The sequence below is a fragment of the Streptomyces sp. NPDC111656 genome (genome assembly GCF_055656965.1).
This window is the reverse complement of record NZ_JBVKCA010000032.1, coordinates 47,063-62,288: the sequence shown is the minus strand read 5'-3', so window position 1 is coordinate 62,288 and position 15,226 is coordinate 47,063. Positions and strand designations below refer to the sequence as shown.

14 protein-coding genes and 1 pseudogene are annotated in these 15,226 nt (G+C 67.1%); 5 read left to right on the top strand and 10 right to left on the bottom strand.

Annotated features, from left to right (window positions below; translation table 11 throughout):
* The first annotated feature begins 84 nt into the window (after positions 1-84).
* Complete coding sequence (locus tag ACZ7M3_RS47920; protein WP_472072420.1) at positions 85-408, top strand: hypothetical protein; 324 nt, start codon at positions 85-87, stop codon at positions 406-408.
* Between the two features lie 415 nt (positions 409-823).
* On the opposite strand, the pseudogene ACZ7M3_RS47915 reads toward ACZ7M3_RS47920, so the two are convergent.
* Positions 824-1,092, bottom strand: a pseudogene (locus tag ACZ7M3_RS47915) (ATP-binding protein); the annotation flags it as partial.
* Positions 1,093-1,153: 61 nt separating this feature from the next.
* Between ACZ7M3_RS47915 and ACZ7M3_RS47910 the strand changes: the two are divergent.
* Positions 1,154-1,639 carry a hypothetical protein gene (locus tag ACZ7M3_RS47910; protein ID WP_472072418.1) on the top strand — a complete coding sequence of 162 codons (486 nt, stop codon included), beginning with the start codon at positions 1,154-1,156 and terminating at the stop codon, positions 1,637-1,639.
* 252 nt (positions 1,640-1,891) lie between these two features.
* Here ACZ7M3_RS47910 and ACZ7M3_RS47905 read toward each other — a convergent pair whose 3' ends face one another.
* From ACZ7M3_RS47905 to ACZ7M3_RS47865, 9 genes are all read right to left on the bottom strand, one after another.
* Positions 1,892-3,214 carry a UDP-glucose dehydrogenase family protein gene (locus ACZ7M3_RS47905; RefSeq protein WP_472072416.1) on the bottom strand — a complete coding sequence of 441 codons (1,323 nt, stop codon included), beginning with the start codon at positions 3,212-3,214 and terminating at the stop codon, positions 1,892-1,894.
* 85 nt (positions 3,215-3,299) lie between these two features.
* The gene (locus ACZ7M3_RS47900) at positions 3,300-4,544 is read right to left on the bottom strand and encodes a hypothetical protein (RefSeq protein ID WP_472072414.1); all 1,245 of its coding nucleotides are present in this window, start codon (positions 4,542-4,544) and stop codon (positions 3,300-3,302) included.
* Positions 4,545-4,606: 62 nt separating this feature from the next.
* Complete coding sequence (locus ACZ7M3_RS47895) at positions 4,607-5,911, bottom strand: aminotransferase class III-fold pyridoxal phosphate-dependent enzyme (RefSeq protein ID WP_472072412.1); 1,305 nt, start codon at positions 5,909-5,911, stop codon at positions 4,607-4,609.
* 85 nt (positions 5,912-5,996) lie between these two features.
* Positions 5,997-6,629, bottom strand: coding sequence for a class I SAM-dependent methyltransferase (locus tag ACZ7M3_RS47890; RefSeq protein WP_472072410.1), 633 nt, complete (start codon positions 6,627-6,629; stop codon positions 5,997-5,999).
* Complete coding sequence (locus ACZ7M3_RS47885) at positions 6,622-7,989, bottom strand: glutamine synthetase family protein (RefSeq protein ID WP_472072408.1); 1,368 nt, start codon at positions 7,987-7,989, stop codon at positions 6,622-6,624. The genes ACZ7M3_RS47890 and ACZ7M3_RS47885 overlap by 8 nt, the downstream gene beginning before the upstream one ends.
* A complete protein-coding gene (locus ACZ7M3_RS47880; protein ID WP_472072464.1) occupies positions 7,989-9,413 on the bottom strand; it encodes an amino acid permease in 1,425 nt (474 codons plus the stop codon). Before ACZ7M3_RS47880 ends, ACZ7M3_RS47885 begins: the two co-directional genes overlap by 1 nt.
* Before the next feature lie 161 nt (positions 9,414-9,574).
* Positions 9,575-10,606: a hypothetical protein gene (locus ACZ7M3_RS47875; RefSeq protein ID WP_472072406.1), complete on the bottom strand. Its 1,032-nt coding sequence runs from the start codon at positions 10,604-10,606 to the stop codon at positions 9,575-9,577.
* A 338-nt stretch (positions 10,607-10,944) separates the two neighbouring features.
* The gene (locus tag ACZ7M3_RS47870; RefSeq protein WP_472072404.1) at positions 10,945-11,577 is read right to left on the bottom strand and encodes a DUF6302 family protein; all 633 of its coding nucleotides are present in this window, start codon (positions 11,575-11,577) and stop codon (positions 10,945-10,947) included.
* A 295-nt stretch (positions 11,578-11,872) separates the two neighbouring features.
* Positions 11,873-12,301 carry an ATP-binding protein gene (locus ACZ7M3_RS47865; RefSeq protein WP_472072462.1) on the bottom strand — a complete coding sequence of 143 codons (429 nt, stop codon included), beginning with the start codon at positions 12,299-12,301 and terminating at the stop codon, positions 11,873-11,875.
* A gap of 272 nt (positions 12,302-12,573) precedes the next feature.
* Between ACZ7M3_RS47865 and ACZ7M3_RS47860 the strand changes: the two genes are divergently transcribed.
* The 3 genes from ACZ7M3_RS47860 (at position 12,574) to ACZ7M3_RS47850 (ending at position 14,953) form a co-directional block, all read left to right on the top strand.
* Positions 12,574-13,626 carry a helix-turn-helix domain-containing protein gene (locus ACZ7M3_RS47860; protein ID WP_472072402.1) on the top strand — a complete coding sequence of 351 codons (1,053 nt, stop codon included), beginning with the start codon at positions 12,574-12,576 and terminating at the stop codon, positions 13,624-13,626.
* Between the two features lie 17 nt (positions 13,627-13,643).
* Entirely contained in the window at positions 13,644-13,868 is a 225-nt protein-coding gene (locus ACZ7M3_RS47855; RefSeq protein ID WP_472072400.1) for a DUF397 domain-containing protein, read from the top strand.
* Between the two features lie 545 nt (positions 13,869-14,413).
* A complete protein-coding gene (locus tag ACZ7M3_RS47850) occupies positions 14,414-14,953 on the top strand; it encodes a hypothetical protein (protein WP_355312555.1) in 540 nt (179 codons plus the stop codon).
* Positions 14,954-15,226 lie beyond the last annotated feature (273 nt).

The window sequence follows — 15,226 nt, the reverse complement described above, 5'->3', positions numbered from 1 at the left end:
GGCACGCCTGAAGGATGGGAGTGGCTTCCGAAGGTCCCGGAATGGGACCCGCCCGCGGAAGTGAGAAAACCTACTCCCGTATGGATGTACAATCTGGTGATTTCGATGATATCCAGTGAAATCGTCGGAAATGCTTCGATGCGCCTGGTAGGGGATGTGTTGTCGCGCTATGCGGCATTCAATTCGTGGATCGAGGCCGAGGGTAAAGCGGCGCTCAACGCCAGCGAGCTATTGGTGCGGGCCGCTGTCCTGGAGGAGATCACGGCCAAGGTTTACGAGGCATGGAACTCATATCGAACTCGATATGAAGCATTGGGGCGGGCGCTCGGTGCGGCTGAGGAAGAGCGTCGGAAGCTCTCCGAGGTCTTGCAATCAGCGTCTCAGGAATTGGACGCGCTTCGGCGATGAGTCAGGCGCGGCAAATCTGAAGCCCTGCCAGGTACTACAGCCGGAGATCTTGAAGTGAGCGGGTGGCATGGGGCCGGGCCCAGTCGCGGAGGTCGGCTGGCAGGGGGTCGCCGCGTCGGCGGTAGTGACTGACCAGGGCTCTCGTCTGGTGCAGACGCCGCCACAGGTCGCACTGGATGATCACGTCGAGTGCGTGGCGGGCCCCTGCATGATCGTGCCTCGGTGTATGTGATCGACAAGCACTACTTCGTCGCGGCCAAGCTCGTCGATCTTTTGCTGGAGGAGCGGTTCAACGCCCTGGGCTACTACATCGTCAGTAATGGTGTGGGCAGGCAGTTCGCCCTGGACCTGGCTGCCGAAGGGCCCCGGACACTGGGCCGCGACGGCTCGGGGCGGGCAGCGGTTGGAGGGGGCGGGCGTTGGCGAGTTCCTGGTGCGGACTGTGCTCGTTGTAGAACCTCTCGAACATTTCCGCGCCGCGGCGGTCCAGCTCGAGGTAGCCGAGCTCGTCGATTTCGAGACGGTCGACGCGTCCGTAGCGGGCGACGATCTTGCCCAGCTGCTGTCGTCTGCCGCCTCGACCAGCTCGTTCACCAAGGCTGCTGCGGTGGTGTAGCGGACTCGGTAACCGGCCATGGCGGCCGCGGTGCCCAGCCCGATCAGCAGGTGCGACTTGCCGGTGCCGGGCCCCCGATCAGACGTAATCCGCTGTCCTGTTGGAGTGGTGCTTCCATAGGATCACGTCATGACTGCCGACGCCACGCTCACCCGAGAGTCGTTCCGGCGCCTCCACCCGATCAGCACGCCCCGGCCGGTGTCTCAGTTGCCGGATCGTGTATGGACTGACGAGGACTGGGACCGGATCCGGCGCGGATATCGAGCCCGGGACATGGATGAGAAGTGGAACGTCTTCGTTGAAGGCGATGTCCTTTTGATGCACCGGAGTTGGACCGGTCACGGCGTCTATGAGGTGTCCTTTGCCCCCGCGGCTGGTCGTGGGAGGAGGATCGCCTCTGCCGTGTTGGAGGCCGATGGGGAGCGCTATCGGAGCATGGGCGACGAGTACGACTGTCTGATGATGGAGCTGATCATCAGTGCGATCGTCCTTGGCGAGCCCGCCGCCGAACTCCGAGCTGGCCTTGTTGAGTTGACTGCCAGGGCTTCGGGAAAGAGTGATCTTCCCTCGGGTCTGGTGGAGCACAGTGTTCTGGGACTGCGCTCTGGATCGTAAGCCGGCTTCCAGCGGGACGGACTCGACGCGACCTCCGCCGCGGCGGGAACCGACCTGGCGGACACTCTCGGTGTCGATGCCACGCTGCTCGACCCCGGCGCCTGCTGGATCGAGACGGGGCACCCTTGACGGTGCCCCATCCGCTTCGGCGCATGCCGGAGGAGTGCTATCCGACGATCACCGGCTGCCCGGTGTGGCAGGTGAGAAGTCGTACAGGGCGAAGGTGGCCCACCCAACCGGTGTCCGGAGCCGCTACTTTCCGGGACGTCCGAGCTGGTGGATGGTCCAGCCGGCCGCGCGCCAGGGCTCGGCGTTGAGAGTGGTGCGGCAGTCCACGAGCAGGGGCGTCCCGGGCCGGTCCACGAGGGTGTGGGGGTCTGCCTGCTGGTACTCGGGCCACTCTGTGGCCAGCACGACGACATCGGCGCCGTCGAGCGAGGCGGGCAGGTCGTCGGAGTAGTCGAGCTCGGGGTTGCGGATCATGGCGGTGGCGACGGCCTGCGGGTCGTGGACCGTGACGACGCCTCCGGCCTCCTGGAGTGCGTGGGCCAGGGCGAGAGCCGGAGACTCGCGGACGTCGTTGGTGCCGGGCTTGAACGCGGCACCCCACACGGTCACCCGGGCGCCCTGCATAGGCCGGTCGCCCAAGGCGCGGGTGATGAGGTCCATGGCAACGCCGGTGCGAGCTTCGTTGATGTTCTCGGCGGCGCGCAGGAGGGTGGCTGCCGCGGCGGCGCCCAGTTGCCCGGCGGAGGCGGTGAATGCGCGGACGTCTTTGGGGAGGCAGCCGCCGCCGTAGCCGATGCCGGGCCTCATGCCGCCGGAACCGATGCGGGGGTCGATGCCGAGGATGTCCACGATCTGGGAGATGTCGGCGTCGGCAGCATCGCACATGTCGGCGACGGCGTTGATGTACGAAATCTTCAAGCCGAGGAAGGTGTTCGCGGCGCCCTTGGCGAGTTCGGCGGTCTGCGGGTCGGTGACGAAGAGGGGGACACCGGCATCCAAGATCGGGGCGTAGACGTCGCGGATCGCCTTCTCCGCCGAGGCGGTGGTGAGTCCGGCGATGAGGCGGTCCGGACGGAGGGTGTCTTCGACCGCGTGCCCCTCGCGGAGGAACTCCGGGTTCCACACGACGTCGACGTGTTCGCCAGCGGGGGCCAGGCTCTGGGCGAGGGCGGTGACCCGGCGGGTGGTACCGACGGTGACGGTGGACTTCCCGACGATCGTGCACGGGCGGTTGAGATGGGGGGCGAGTTGACGGATGGCGCCGTAGACCTGTCCGGTGTCGTAGGAGCGGCCGTCGGCGTCGATGGGGGTACCGACGCCGATGAAGTGCAGCTCGGCGAAGGTGGCAGCCTCGCGGAGGTCGGTGGTGAACCGCAGGCGCCCGCTCTCGGTGTGGCGGGCGAGCAGCTCGGGAAGCCCGATCTCGAAGATGGGGCACTCGCCCGCGTTGAGCCGGTCGACCTTGGCCTGATCGACATCCACGCCGATGACCTCGTGGCCCAGTTCGGCCATCGCCGCCGCGTGCGGGATGCCGAGGTGGCCACAGCCGATTACTGAAATGCGCATCCTTGACTCTCACTCTTGGGAGGGGGCCCGCGTGTGGGGCCGGGGGACAAGCTCAGAGGCTACTGCCGTTGCCCGGCCCCGCAGTTCAGCCGTTGTCGCTGTCGAGGTTCAGCAGCCGCTCCAGGGCAGCGATCGCGTCGGCGGCCGTCTTCCGTACGACGACATCACCGGTCTGCGGCGCCTCCAGCGGGTACGCGAACCAGGACCCGTCGGGGCGCGGGAATCCCTCTGGGTCGACGTGGAACACCTTGAGACCGGCCGCACGGGCCCGCTTGGCCACCCACCGCCGGTCGGCGTGCAGTCCGACCACGACCAGGGCTTTCGCGTCGGGGTGGAAGGTGACCGGAGGAATCCGCTGGTCGTAGCGGCGCATGAACTCCTCCTCGAACCCGGCGCGGGCGCCGAGCGCGTCGAAGTTGTTCGTGATGAACGGCCCGACCATATGCCCGGCCTCCTCCATGCGCTTGAGCGCGTGCAGGGCCGGGGTGACCTCGGCGTTGAAGCACGCCCGGTACATGTCCGACAGCTCGCCGACCTTGTCCTCCGTGTCGAGGAACATCTCCGCGAGCAGCGGGTCCCGGCCCGGCGCCAGGACGAACGTGAAGCCCTTGCGCAGCTGCTCGTCCTCTATCTCGTTGACGTGGTACATCTCGTGGAGCCGGTGCAGCGGCGGAATCCCGGCCTCGTAGGAGACACCACAGCCGACCTCGACCTGGAACGGCAGGAAGTCCATGAGCTGCGCCAGGTCGTCGGCGTAGACCGGCTGCCCGGGGGTGTCCTTGACCCGGACACCGTGGGCCAGAACCTCCCACGGCCGGCGCCGGATTGCCCTCGGCGGGTACGTGTTGACGGAGGTGAACGTGGTGTCGATGACCTCGTAGCCCGCGGGAAGCCGGCGGCCCGCCCGCAGATCCTCAGGGTGTTCCTCGGTGCGGATCATGTGGACGCGCAGGTCACCCAGCTCGAACCGGCCCGGCCCGGCATGCTTCCAGCAGCCCTCGGTCAGCATGGCGTGGTTCTCCTCCCACGCCACGTCGATCTCGGCCTGCGGCGCCGCCACCGAGTGGTACAGATACATCTGCTGCATGGCCAGCGATGGCGCCGCGGTGGTGTCCACCAGCCCGTACTGGTGCCAGTAGTGGACGATGCGGCGTCGCGCGTCACTCTCGCCTGTCCAGCCGGAGTTGGAGGCGGTCTCCTCTTGCTGGGTGCGCCGCCAGATGCCCTCCTCTTCGAAGCGGGGCCGGTCCGCGTTCACCCCGTAGAAGTCGTGCCACCTGCGGAGCTGCGCCTCATCGAGTTGGTCGATGACCGTAACGGGAAAGTGCATGTCGTGTCCTCGATCTCTCATTCGAAACGATCCGCCCTTTTGGAGGAGGAGCGGCGGGTGGGCTAGCTGAGGGCGGCCACCGCGTCGGTGAGCGCGGAGGTCAGGAAGTCGATGTCCTCGCCGCTGGAGTTCAGCGGGGGCGCGACGACCAGGCCCTCGCTACGCGGGTCACCAGCTCCGGTGAACGGGTAGAAGAAGACGCCTCGCCGCTCGCACTCCTCCACCAAGGGCCAGAGCAGGCCCGGAGTGACCTCCACCCCGTACAGGTGGCCGACGCCACGGACGTCCCGCACCGGCGCCCAGGCGGCCAGGGATCGCAGAGACGTTCCGAGACGCTCTCCGCGAGCCGTGAAGGCTCCGAAGTCCAGGGATTCCAGCTCGTCCAGGACTCCAAGGCATGCCGCCGCCTGGAGCGGGTGGGTGGCCATGGTGCCCATCGCGGGCAGCGGGTCCGCGTCCTTGTGCCGCAGCAGCGGCGCGATCTCCGGCGACACCAGCACCGCGCCCACACCGACGTAGCCGGCACCCAAGCCCTTGGACAGGATGACCAGGTCGGGCTTGCATCCGTCCCAGTGATGACTTGCCAGAGGCGTGCCGGTGCGCCATAGCCCGGTCAAGACCTCGTCGTGGATGACCAGGACGCCCCGCTCCTGGCAGATCTCCGACACCCGCCGCAGGTAACCACCCGGGGGCACGAAGGCGCCGCCCGTGGTCCCGTTGATGGGCTCGATCAGGACAGCGGCGACGTTCTCCACGCCCCTGCTGTCGATTGCCCGTGCCACCTCGTTGGCGCACGAGGCATCACACCCATGCCCTTCGTGGGCGTGGCCGTGCGTCGGCGGGTAGGGCGCCGGGAAAGCGGGGCCGAGACCGAGCGAGTCCTCCGGCCGCGGTCGCCTGGCGTGATTCCCTGCGAGAGCGAGGGTCAACGTGCTGTTGCCGTGGTAACTCAAATCGGACGTCAGGATGTCCCCGCGCCGCTTCCCGTTGCGAACCCGCACGATGTTCCGTGCCAGGCCCACTGCGATCTCCACGCCGAGTGTCCCGCAGGTGGCCAGCGCGACTGAGTCGTCCGGGCGTCCAACGGCCACGCACAGGCGGTGCATCAGCTCCATCTGGATGTTGGGCTGTACGACGGCCGGGCCACCGAACGAGTAGGTGCGAAACTGCTGCTCGATACGGTTGAGTACCTTGCTGCTGCTCTGGCCCACGTTGGCACACAGAAGCCCGCTCGATCCGTCCATGATCCGGCTGCCGTCGCCGCGGTGGAGCCACGGTCCCACTGCGCGCTCGACGTCGAAGTCTGGCAGGGGGCGCGACGAAGTCAGCAGCCTTCCGCGGAGCTTGACCTGGGAATCCTGATCCACAGAGAGGTCCTTTCTCAGGTGGGACGGCCCGCACGTCTTTCTGCGGGGCCGGGCCGTTGATACGAGTCGGCCACCGGGCAGGGGTCTATGCCGCCGGAGCGTCTGCGTAGCCGCTGAGGACCACGCACACGTGGCTGGCGTCCAGTGGGTAGTCCGTTCTCGATCTCCAGCCCGCCCCCAGGTTGCGGATCTGCTCTGGGGTGAGGCCCCTTGCCCATCGTGGAGGGGGCGGGGCGCCTGGTTCGACGAGCGGCACTGTGAGGTGGAGTTGGCCCTTGGGGTTCAGCCAGCGGCCGGCGTCGACGAGGAACCGTTCCCGGTCCAGATAGGGCAGCGTGTTGCGGCACATGATCAGGTCGAATGTGCCGGGCTGCAGGCTGGCCGGGATGGACCGGGCGACGAAGTCGTGCTGTGCGTACATGAGGTGGGGTCCGGAGCCCTGCCATCGAGCCATGGCCAGGGCCGTGGGTGAAACGTCCATGCCCAGGACACCCAGGCCTGTCGCAGCCAGTCGACGTGACCAGTGGCCGGTCCCGCATCCTGCATCGAGCGCCAGCATTCCCGGGGCCGCGTCCACGTGCTGGTGGAAGAGTTCCATCTCCGCATCGGTGATGGGCACGCGCATCTTTGCGTCCCTGGCGTACCAGGCGTCCCACTCCGCAGCCGCAGGCAGCGGCACTGTCCCCGGGGCCGCGGGCACGGTCAGGAGGTCAGGCATGGAAGAACCCCCTCGCGCGGTCCACGTCCGTGACCTGGCCGTGGTGCGCGTCGATCTCGGCTCGGGCGGCGCGTGCGTAGTGCTGCACCACCGAGGGGCTGAAGGCGTGCGTGGCAAGCGAGCCCTCCGTGAATGCGGCCACGGCCTCGTCAAGGGTGCGCGGCACCGGCCTTGGGAGCGGGTCGGCCTTATAGGCGTCTCCGATGCAGGGGTCCGGCAGCAGCGGGTGTTTCGTGATGCCGTGGAGGATTCCCGCGAGGACCGCGGCGAGTGCGAGGTAGGGGTTGGCGTCGGCGCCGGGAAGCCGGACTTCCAGCCGGGTGTCCTTATGCCGGCCGGCGACCCTGACGGCACAGGTGCGGTTGTCGTACCCCCACGTGAAGTTCGTCGGTGCGAAGGAGTGGGGAGCGAATCGCCGGTAGGAGTTGGGATAGGGGGCGTACAGCGGTGTCATCTCGGGCAGCGCGTCGAGGAGTCCGGCAATGGACTGCCCGAGGGCCTCGGGAAGATCCGCGCCGAATGCCGTCTCGAACGCGGGCTCGCTGTCACGCCACAGGGACACGTGGAAGTGCAGGCCGGAGCCGATGCCTGTCTCGGGGGCGGCCATGAACGTCGGAGTCATACGCTGCTGCGCGGCAATGGCCCGAACGGCGTGCTTGTGCACGGTGTACGTGTCGCAGGCCCGCATCGCATCGCCGTACGGCCACGTGACCTCGAGCTGTCCCGGTGCCCCTTCCGTCTTGATGGCCTCGATCGGTGCGTCGGCCTGGTGCAGCGCGTCCCGGAGGGCGCCGAAGAACGCGGAGAGGCTGGGGGGATGGTCGAGGGCATAGTCGAGGTTGTGGGGCGACACGGGCCTCAGGCCCCGGTATCCCGCTCGGCGGCTGCGGTCCGCGCTGCCGCGGTAGAGCAGGAACTCACTCTCGATGCCCGCCCGGACCTCCCACCCGAGGTCTGCCAGGTACTTGATCTGTTGGCGCAGCATCTCCCGAGGAGCCACCGGGATGCGGTGGCCGTTGTGGTCGTGGGCGTCGCCGAAGACGAGAACGGTGCCGGGCAGGTAGCTCAGTCGCCGGATGGCATCCAGATCGGGGACGACCCTCAGGTCTCCGTAGCCTTCGTGCCAGCCGGTGAGCCCGAAGCCGTCCAGCGGGGTCATGTTGACGTCGGACGCCAGGATGTAGGCGCACATCTCCGACCCGGCAGGGAGCTGCGTGAGGAAGTGGAGAGCGTCGAAGCTCTTCCCCTTCAGGCGGCCCATCAGGTCCGGGACGCCGAGCATCACCGTGTTGATCTCGTGGGCCTGGACGAGCTCGCCGAGCCTTTCACGGGTGAGACGGTCGTTGATCTCGGCGGTCATCACAGCACATCCCCGGCAAGAGCAGCGTTCTGGGCAGCGGAGCCGAGCGGGGGCACCTTGTAGTCGCGCTTGCCCTTGGTGATCCACGTGATCCAGGCCAGGACCAGGACCACGGTGAGCGCGACGCCTGCGTAGTTGAACGACTCGGCGGTGATCGGGAAGGCCTGTGGCAGGCAGAACACGACCGTCAGGACGATCACGTACACCACGGAGAGGAGCCCAAGGGGGCGGCTCCAGCCTCCGAGGTGCCACGGGCCGGGCTGGAAAGCACGGCCTGCGCGGAGGCGAAGGTAGACGGGGATCGCGTAGGCGGGGGTGATCCCGATGACGTTGATCGCGGTGACGGCGGCGTACGCGGTCGGCGAGTACAGGCTCGGCAGCGCCAGGACCAGGGCGACGCCGACGGACAGCCATACCGCGGCGATGGGGGTGCGGGTGCGGTGGCTGACGCGTCGCCAGGTCGACGAGAACGGCAGGGCTCCGTCGCGGGAGAACGCGTACACCATCCGGCTGGCTGCGGCGGTCTCCGCGTTGCCGCAGAACAGCTGTGCGACGATCACGAGGACCAGCAGTCCCTTGGCCATGCCGGTACCGAGGACGTCGATGAAGATCTGCGCCGGGGGAACACCGGTGCTCGTGCCGAGGGTGCCGTTGTAGTCCTGGATCGCGAACAGCAGGCCTGCAAGGAGGACGAAGCCGGCCGCCCAGGACCAGGCGATCGAGCGGACGATGCCGCGGGGCGCCGCTATCTGTGCCTGAGTGGTCTCCTCCGACAGGTGGGAGGAGGCGTCATATCCGCAGAATGTGTACGCGGCCAGCAGGCAGCCGAGAGCGGCCACGTAGACGGGGCTGGAGAAGCCGGTGCCGTTGTTGTAGTGCCCGAACACGAAGGACACCGGCTGGTGCTGGGCCGGGGCCAGGGTGAGCGTCCCGACGATCAGAGTGACGCCGAAGAGCTGCCACCACACGGAGATGCTGTTGAGGACGTTGACCAGCCGGACCCCGGCGGCGTTCAGCGCGCCGTGCAGGACCAGGATGCCCGCGAAGATCAGGATCGTCGTCTCCGGCGTGGGCGTCAGACCCCACTGCAGGTTGGCGAACGCGCCGACGAACAGGGCACAGCCGTAGTCGATGCCGGCGATGGCACCGAGCAGACCCAGCAGGTTGAGCCAGCCGGTCACCCACGCCCAGCGGGGCCCGCCGAGACGGTGGGCCATGTAGTAGAGGCCGCCGGAGGTGGGGTAGGCGGACGTCACCTCGGCCAGGCACATCCCCAGAATTAAGGTCATGGCGCCGATGCCGGCCCAGCCCCAGATCATGACGGCGGGGCCGCCGGTATTCATGCCGTAGCCGAACAGCGTCATGCCGCCTGCCAGGATGCAGATCACGCTGAAGCTGATTGCGAAGTTGCCGAATCCTCCCATCCGGCGGGACAGTTCGGGCTGGTAGCCATGTGCGCGCAGTGCGGCATCATCGTCAAGGCGTGCACGGGCTCTTCTCGGAGACAACGGAGAAATCCTCTGGTTGCAGGGGGCGGAGTGGTGTGCCAGGTATGGCCCGCATGAGGGCGGAGGTGCCCGGCTGCTCATCGGCGACCGTTGCGGTCTTTGAGGGCTCTCTTGCGTGCGGAGCGGAAGTCGTCCTGCCACCACGCGGGGTTCTGGGTGACGTGGGCCCACGGTGCGGGGGTGGCGTAAGGGCCGATCGCGGTGAAGACGTCTGCGGCGTTTCCTACGCCGGTGGCGCTGAGGGCGTGTGCGAGATGGTTCAGATCCGCCAGCGAGTAGGTGCGCGGGTCGCGCGCCTGCCGCTTCTGGCCGGCTGATGTCGCTCCCGGCGCAGGTGCGTTGAACCACCACTCAAGGCCCCGCCGCGCGTAGTGGGCCTTCTGGTCGGTAGCCCAGAAGGCAATCACTTTGGCCGTCTGGCTGCGCGCGATGGAGCGCCGGTAGGTCTCGACGAATGCGTACAGGGGCAGCAGCGTCACCGCAGCGCCTTCGGGTGCTGTGCTTGCCACCCACAGAGCGAAGTCCAGGTCACCCGCCCCGCGGGCCTGCAGGACCTGAAGGACCCGGTGGTAAGCCTCCCGGTTGTACGGATCACGGACGTGGACCCAGTTCAGCACGGTCCACGGTCCTGGCGGCAGAAATCCGTCCCTGTGCACAAACCAGTTCAGCCGGCTGTGCGGCCATGACTGATCGACGTCGGTCTGCGCCAAAGCGAGGAAACAAACCCCCGGTACCGGATCCTCCGGCCACGCGCTGGCCGCGGCCCTGCACGCCTGGTCTGCGACAGAGGCCGCGCGGCGCAACGTCTCACCGCGCACGCCGTCACGGAAGGCGTAGAGCGCCCGCTGTGTCAGTACTCGGGCCCACATCATCAGCGCGCTCACACTGCCGGGCTCTTCTTCCCGCCATGCTTCGATGGCGTGGCTCCTGGCGGCGCCCACGGCCAGAGCCTGACTGCGCGACGTCCGTAACGCCCAGTTCGTTCCGGTGCTGCGAAGCAGCTGCTGCGCTGCGCGCCAGCGGTCCATTTGCAGGTCTTCCATGGCGAGACGCAGTTCGTGGTCCCGTCCTGCAGAGTGAACGATCAAGTCCATGACGTCGGCGACCATCAGCGCACCTCCGAGTGCACAGATGCGGATCCAGCCGTCTGCGGAACCGGGGTAAATAAGCGGGACATGGGGGTTGGTGTCCTCAAAACGGGATGGCGGAGCCGTCGGACCGCAGGAGGCTGAAGCTCTAGTTCTGGGGGAGCCAGAGCGGCTTCTGCGGCCCGAGGGCCGATCAGGCGGGTCCGGGAGCGGCCGCCGTGGAGACGCGCCGCTGGGAAGCGGCTGGCCATGGCTAGCGTTCGACGTGTTTGCAGCAGAGCCGAGGGCGAAGGGGGCCGTTGGTAGAGGGGCACGCCCCTGACGCGTACAACAAGGCCGTGGAACCTTGAGGCGTGCGGTCAGCGCTGGCCGAGAGGCGCAGACGACTGGACGTGAGCGGCGGTGTATTCGATGACCCCGGCTTCGTGGTAGCCGAACATGCGGCCTCGGACGGGCCAGTCATCGACGGGCGTAGGGGCACCCCAGCAGATGGTTCTCGGCTCCCACGGCGAGCCGAGTGGCTTACGCTGGCGGACCTTGGGATACCGCTCTGGATCTGCTTCCAGCTGCAGAATGACGATCAGTGCCTCGCTCCAGTTCCCGACGGTCACTTCCCCCGCCACACGAACCCCGCCCACCGGCACCGCCAGCCGGCTCACGCCTGCGCCGGACACCCGGGCTGAGCTGAGATCGAGGACGACGCTCTGCTCGAGCAGGCCGGGCTCCGCCAGACGCTGCGCAAGCGCCGCCCGTTCCCTCTCATCGACAGATGTCCCCTGCCCGGCTGCATGGGCAGTGCGTCCGCGCGTGCGCCGGGGTACGTCCCAGGCATCGAACTGCCGCCGCAGCCATCCGATTCCCACACCGTAGTCACGGCAGAGCGCCGCCAGCGACGCGCCTTCGTAGGTGTAGCGGCGGATGACCGTCGCCTTCTGGGCGATAACTGCTGCGCGATTTGCTGAGACCTCGCGCTTGGTGCGGTGATTCGTCATCAGTCTGTCTCCCGTGCGGCCTCGAAGAGACCTGACGGCTGCGGGAACTGGGTCGGGGAATGAGGTCTGTCGGGTGCGCACTGGGGTGGACACCCAACAGACCGGGCCCGCGCCGGGGGCACGCTGGGGCTTCGAATTATGGAAAGAGGAAGAAGGACGGCGGCTCGCTCGATACCGCGGGGGCCCGTGCTTTGCGAATGCCTGGGCGAGCGGACCAGCTCCGCGAAGTCACCCATCTCCATGGCCGGTGCGGCCGCTGACGTCTGCTGCGCTGGCGTGAACTCCAAAGCGGCCATCAGAGGGCAGGTTCCTTTGCTGCGGGCACTGTGAGAGAGCACCAGGTCTTCGTGCAGTCGGGGCTGACACCCCAGGAGCCCCCGTACTCGGAAGCGATGGACTCAACAATCCACAGCCCCCGCCCGCTCTCGGCATCCAGCTCCGGCGCTCCCAGCCGGGGACTCTCTCGCGAGCCGTCGTCGACCGTCAGCCGGACAGTCCCGCCTGAATAGGAGAGGAGCAGGGACACCCCAGGGCCGTCTCCGTGCTCCAGCGCGTTGGTGACCAACTCGCTTGCCAACAGCTCCATGGGCTCAACGAGTTCAGGTAATCCACACAGACGCAGCCGGGCGGCCACGAGCCGGCGCATCTGCGGAACGCGGCGAGCATCCTGCGCCGGGACCGGACGGCCTGCGATCCGATTCTGCCGCTCGAACCACACAGTCATGACGTCGGGCCCGTTCACCGTTGGGCGGGACACGAGGCGACCGGCCGGCGTGGTGAGTGTCACCTCGTACCGCCGCCCTGGCCAGAGGGCCCGACTTGCACTGCCGTGGGCATCGCCACGCACCTTCTTTCGTACCCGTCGCGGAGGGGGCGCGTGCGGGCCGCCGGGGGCTCCTGACAGGGGCCGATTGACGACGGGCCACATGCAGGGGCGCTTCGGCAGGAGAGAGCTGCCACGCTGGTCACGTCCCATGCGCTCCGAGCCTGAACGGGATGTCCGGTTCGGCGCGCACAACCACCGTGCTGCATCTGAGAATTAACCTGCAAGGAAATCTGCAAACACAGGAAAACTGGAATATGCCAGTGCACCTGCATGGCTTGTGGAAGGGGGGACTGGGAGTGGGACACTCGGCACACGCGCGCGCCATGGGTGGACACGGCTTCGGGGAGGACACAGAGGTGGCAGCACGACGGGGTCCGACATTCCGCAGGCGGGCACTGGGCAAGGAGCTTCGACGTCTGCGTGAGAAGGCTGACCTGACGATCCAGGACGCTGCTTCGGGACTCGGTTTCAGCGACACGAAGCTGGGCCGCGTCGAGACGGGGCACAACAGCCTTCCGCGCGTGGAGGATCTGGAGAAGTTGCTTGATCGGTATGGTGTCGACGACATCGACGACCGTGACAGCGTCCTGACCCTGCACCGTGACTCTCTGAGCCGTGACCCGTACACCCCCTACAGGGACACGATGCCGTCCGGCATGCCGATGTACGTTGGGTTGGAATCGGATGCGCGTGAGGTGCGAACGTGGCAGCCCATGTATGTTTTTGGACTCCTTCAGACCGAGAACTACGCGCGCGCTCAGTTCATGGCGGCGAAGCCGGTGGAGGAGACCACGACCGCGTTCGTTGAGAACAACGTTCGCCTGCGGATGGAACGCAAGCAACTCATCACCCGCGAGGACGGCCCGCTGACACTGCGGGTCATCCTGGACGAGTCGGCCCTGCGTCGCATGATCGGCGGTCCTGACGTGATGGGGGAGCAGTACGAGGAGATCAAGCGGCTCTCCGCGCTCGATAACGTGACGATTCAGGTTCTCCCGCAGAAGCTCGTCACCTTCCGCGCCGACATCAACTTCGCGGTGCTGGACTTCGATGCTCCAGTGGACCCGATCGCCCAGTCAGACATTCCAGGCACCATCACGGTCACCGACAAGCCGAGTGAGGTCTGGAAGTACAACCGGAGGTTCGACGCCATGCGCGACGAAGCTTTGGGGCCCTCGGCGACAGCCGGATTCCTGCACCAACTAGCGCGAGAGATCGAGTAGCCATTAACACTCATCTGTTGGCCCTTGAAGTGGCCGCCGAACGCATGTGGAAGAAGTCCTCCTACAGCGACAGCCAGGGGGGATCTTGTGTCGAGATGGCGAACCTGGCCAGCCGGGTCGGTATTCGCGACTCTAAAAACAAGCGGGGCCCGGCCTTGCTTGTCACCGCTACGGCCTGGACTGCCTTCGTCGGCCTCGTCCAATCCGGACAGGTCGGTTTCGACAGAGGAGAAATCGACTAGCCCCAAGCCATGAGGGGGCGGGTGGCGGATGCCTGGTACGGGGGTGCAACGGCGACCGCCGCTCTCGCCTTCAGAAGGCCGACGGTGGGAACTCCGGTGCGCGTGCTCGCTCTTCAGCGAATCAGCGGCTGCTCGACAACCGGCATGAGCCCGCGCTGCTTCCCGGCACGGCTCGCACGCGTACAGGCTCGGATGGCTTCGACGTCGGCAATCGGCCCCATCGAATTGGCCATCGCTGGCGCCGACACGTGTTCGATGACGGTCCGCGGTGGCCCCACCGCGTGGTCACCACCACAGGTGAGCAGCGGTGGGGCCGCTTCGAGACGTCACGCACCGTTCTCCAGGCAGGTGGGGCCAAGTGGCCAATATCGAGGGGCCGCTGAACGACGTCAGAGCCAGGCTCGGACCTGGGCCGGAGTCCTGCTCGATAGTGCACACCAGTGTTGGCGGCCAGTTAGTGGGGAGCTATCTGGCCGCCGAGGTCACGGCCAGTGATCGACTCGCGGGCTGTCTCACTTGCCCCCTGGCTGACAGACTCTTCGACCATGGCGAACAGCGGACTGTGGGTCGGCATCCTCACCGCGCTGACCGCACTCGGAGCCAGCTACATCACCGCGTGGGCGGCCTTGCGTGCAGCACAGGCCCAAGCCCGAACAGTCACGCGGGCGGAGGCCCTTCGTGAGCAGCGAGACCGGCGCAGATCCGCCTATCGGGAGTTGATGAGCTTCGCGCACGCGTTCTCAGCGATCACGTGGCAGATTGATGAAGTCGACGCGGCGCGCGATCGTGAGAGCAAGGACCGGCTCCTGAAGCAGATGTACGAGCGCATCGGTCCGGCCATCGGGGACATGAACAGGGCCATGCATGAGGTCCGGCTCGACGGTCCTCCTGCGGTCTCCGCCGCCGCGGACCATGTGCGGAATATGGCACGGCGCGTGCAGCCGCTCCTCAAGGCGCTCATCGGTGACGGCAGTCCCGAGCGGCGGGACGAGTACGACGCTGCCTACCGGGATTTCCGGGAAGCTTACGTCTCGTTCATCGGCCTGGCGCGAGGAGCACTGGAGGTCAAGGACGAGGACAGATAGACCCGTCTTCCTCGGCACGATCAGATGCGCGCAAGCCGAGCGATTCTTCGTCCGCCGTCGCCAGTTTCACTGAGGCGTGAGGCGGCGGCCGACCGCAAGGCACAACGTCCGGTGCATGCACAGAGTGACGCCGTAGCTGGCCGTACGTGGGGAATCCTAAGTGGCCGCTGTCACACCAGGTCCCCGGTCTGAGAGGACTCGTGGCGGGAGCCGAACAGCCAGAAGTCGGCCGTGGCCAGTTTCGAAACACGCCTTAGTTCGTCAAGGGGTGGC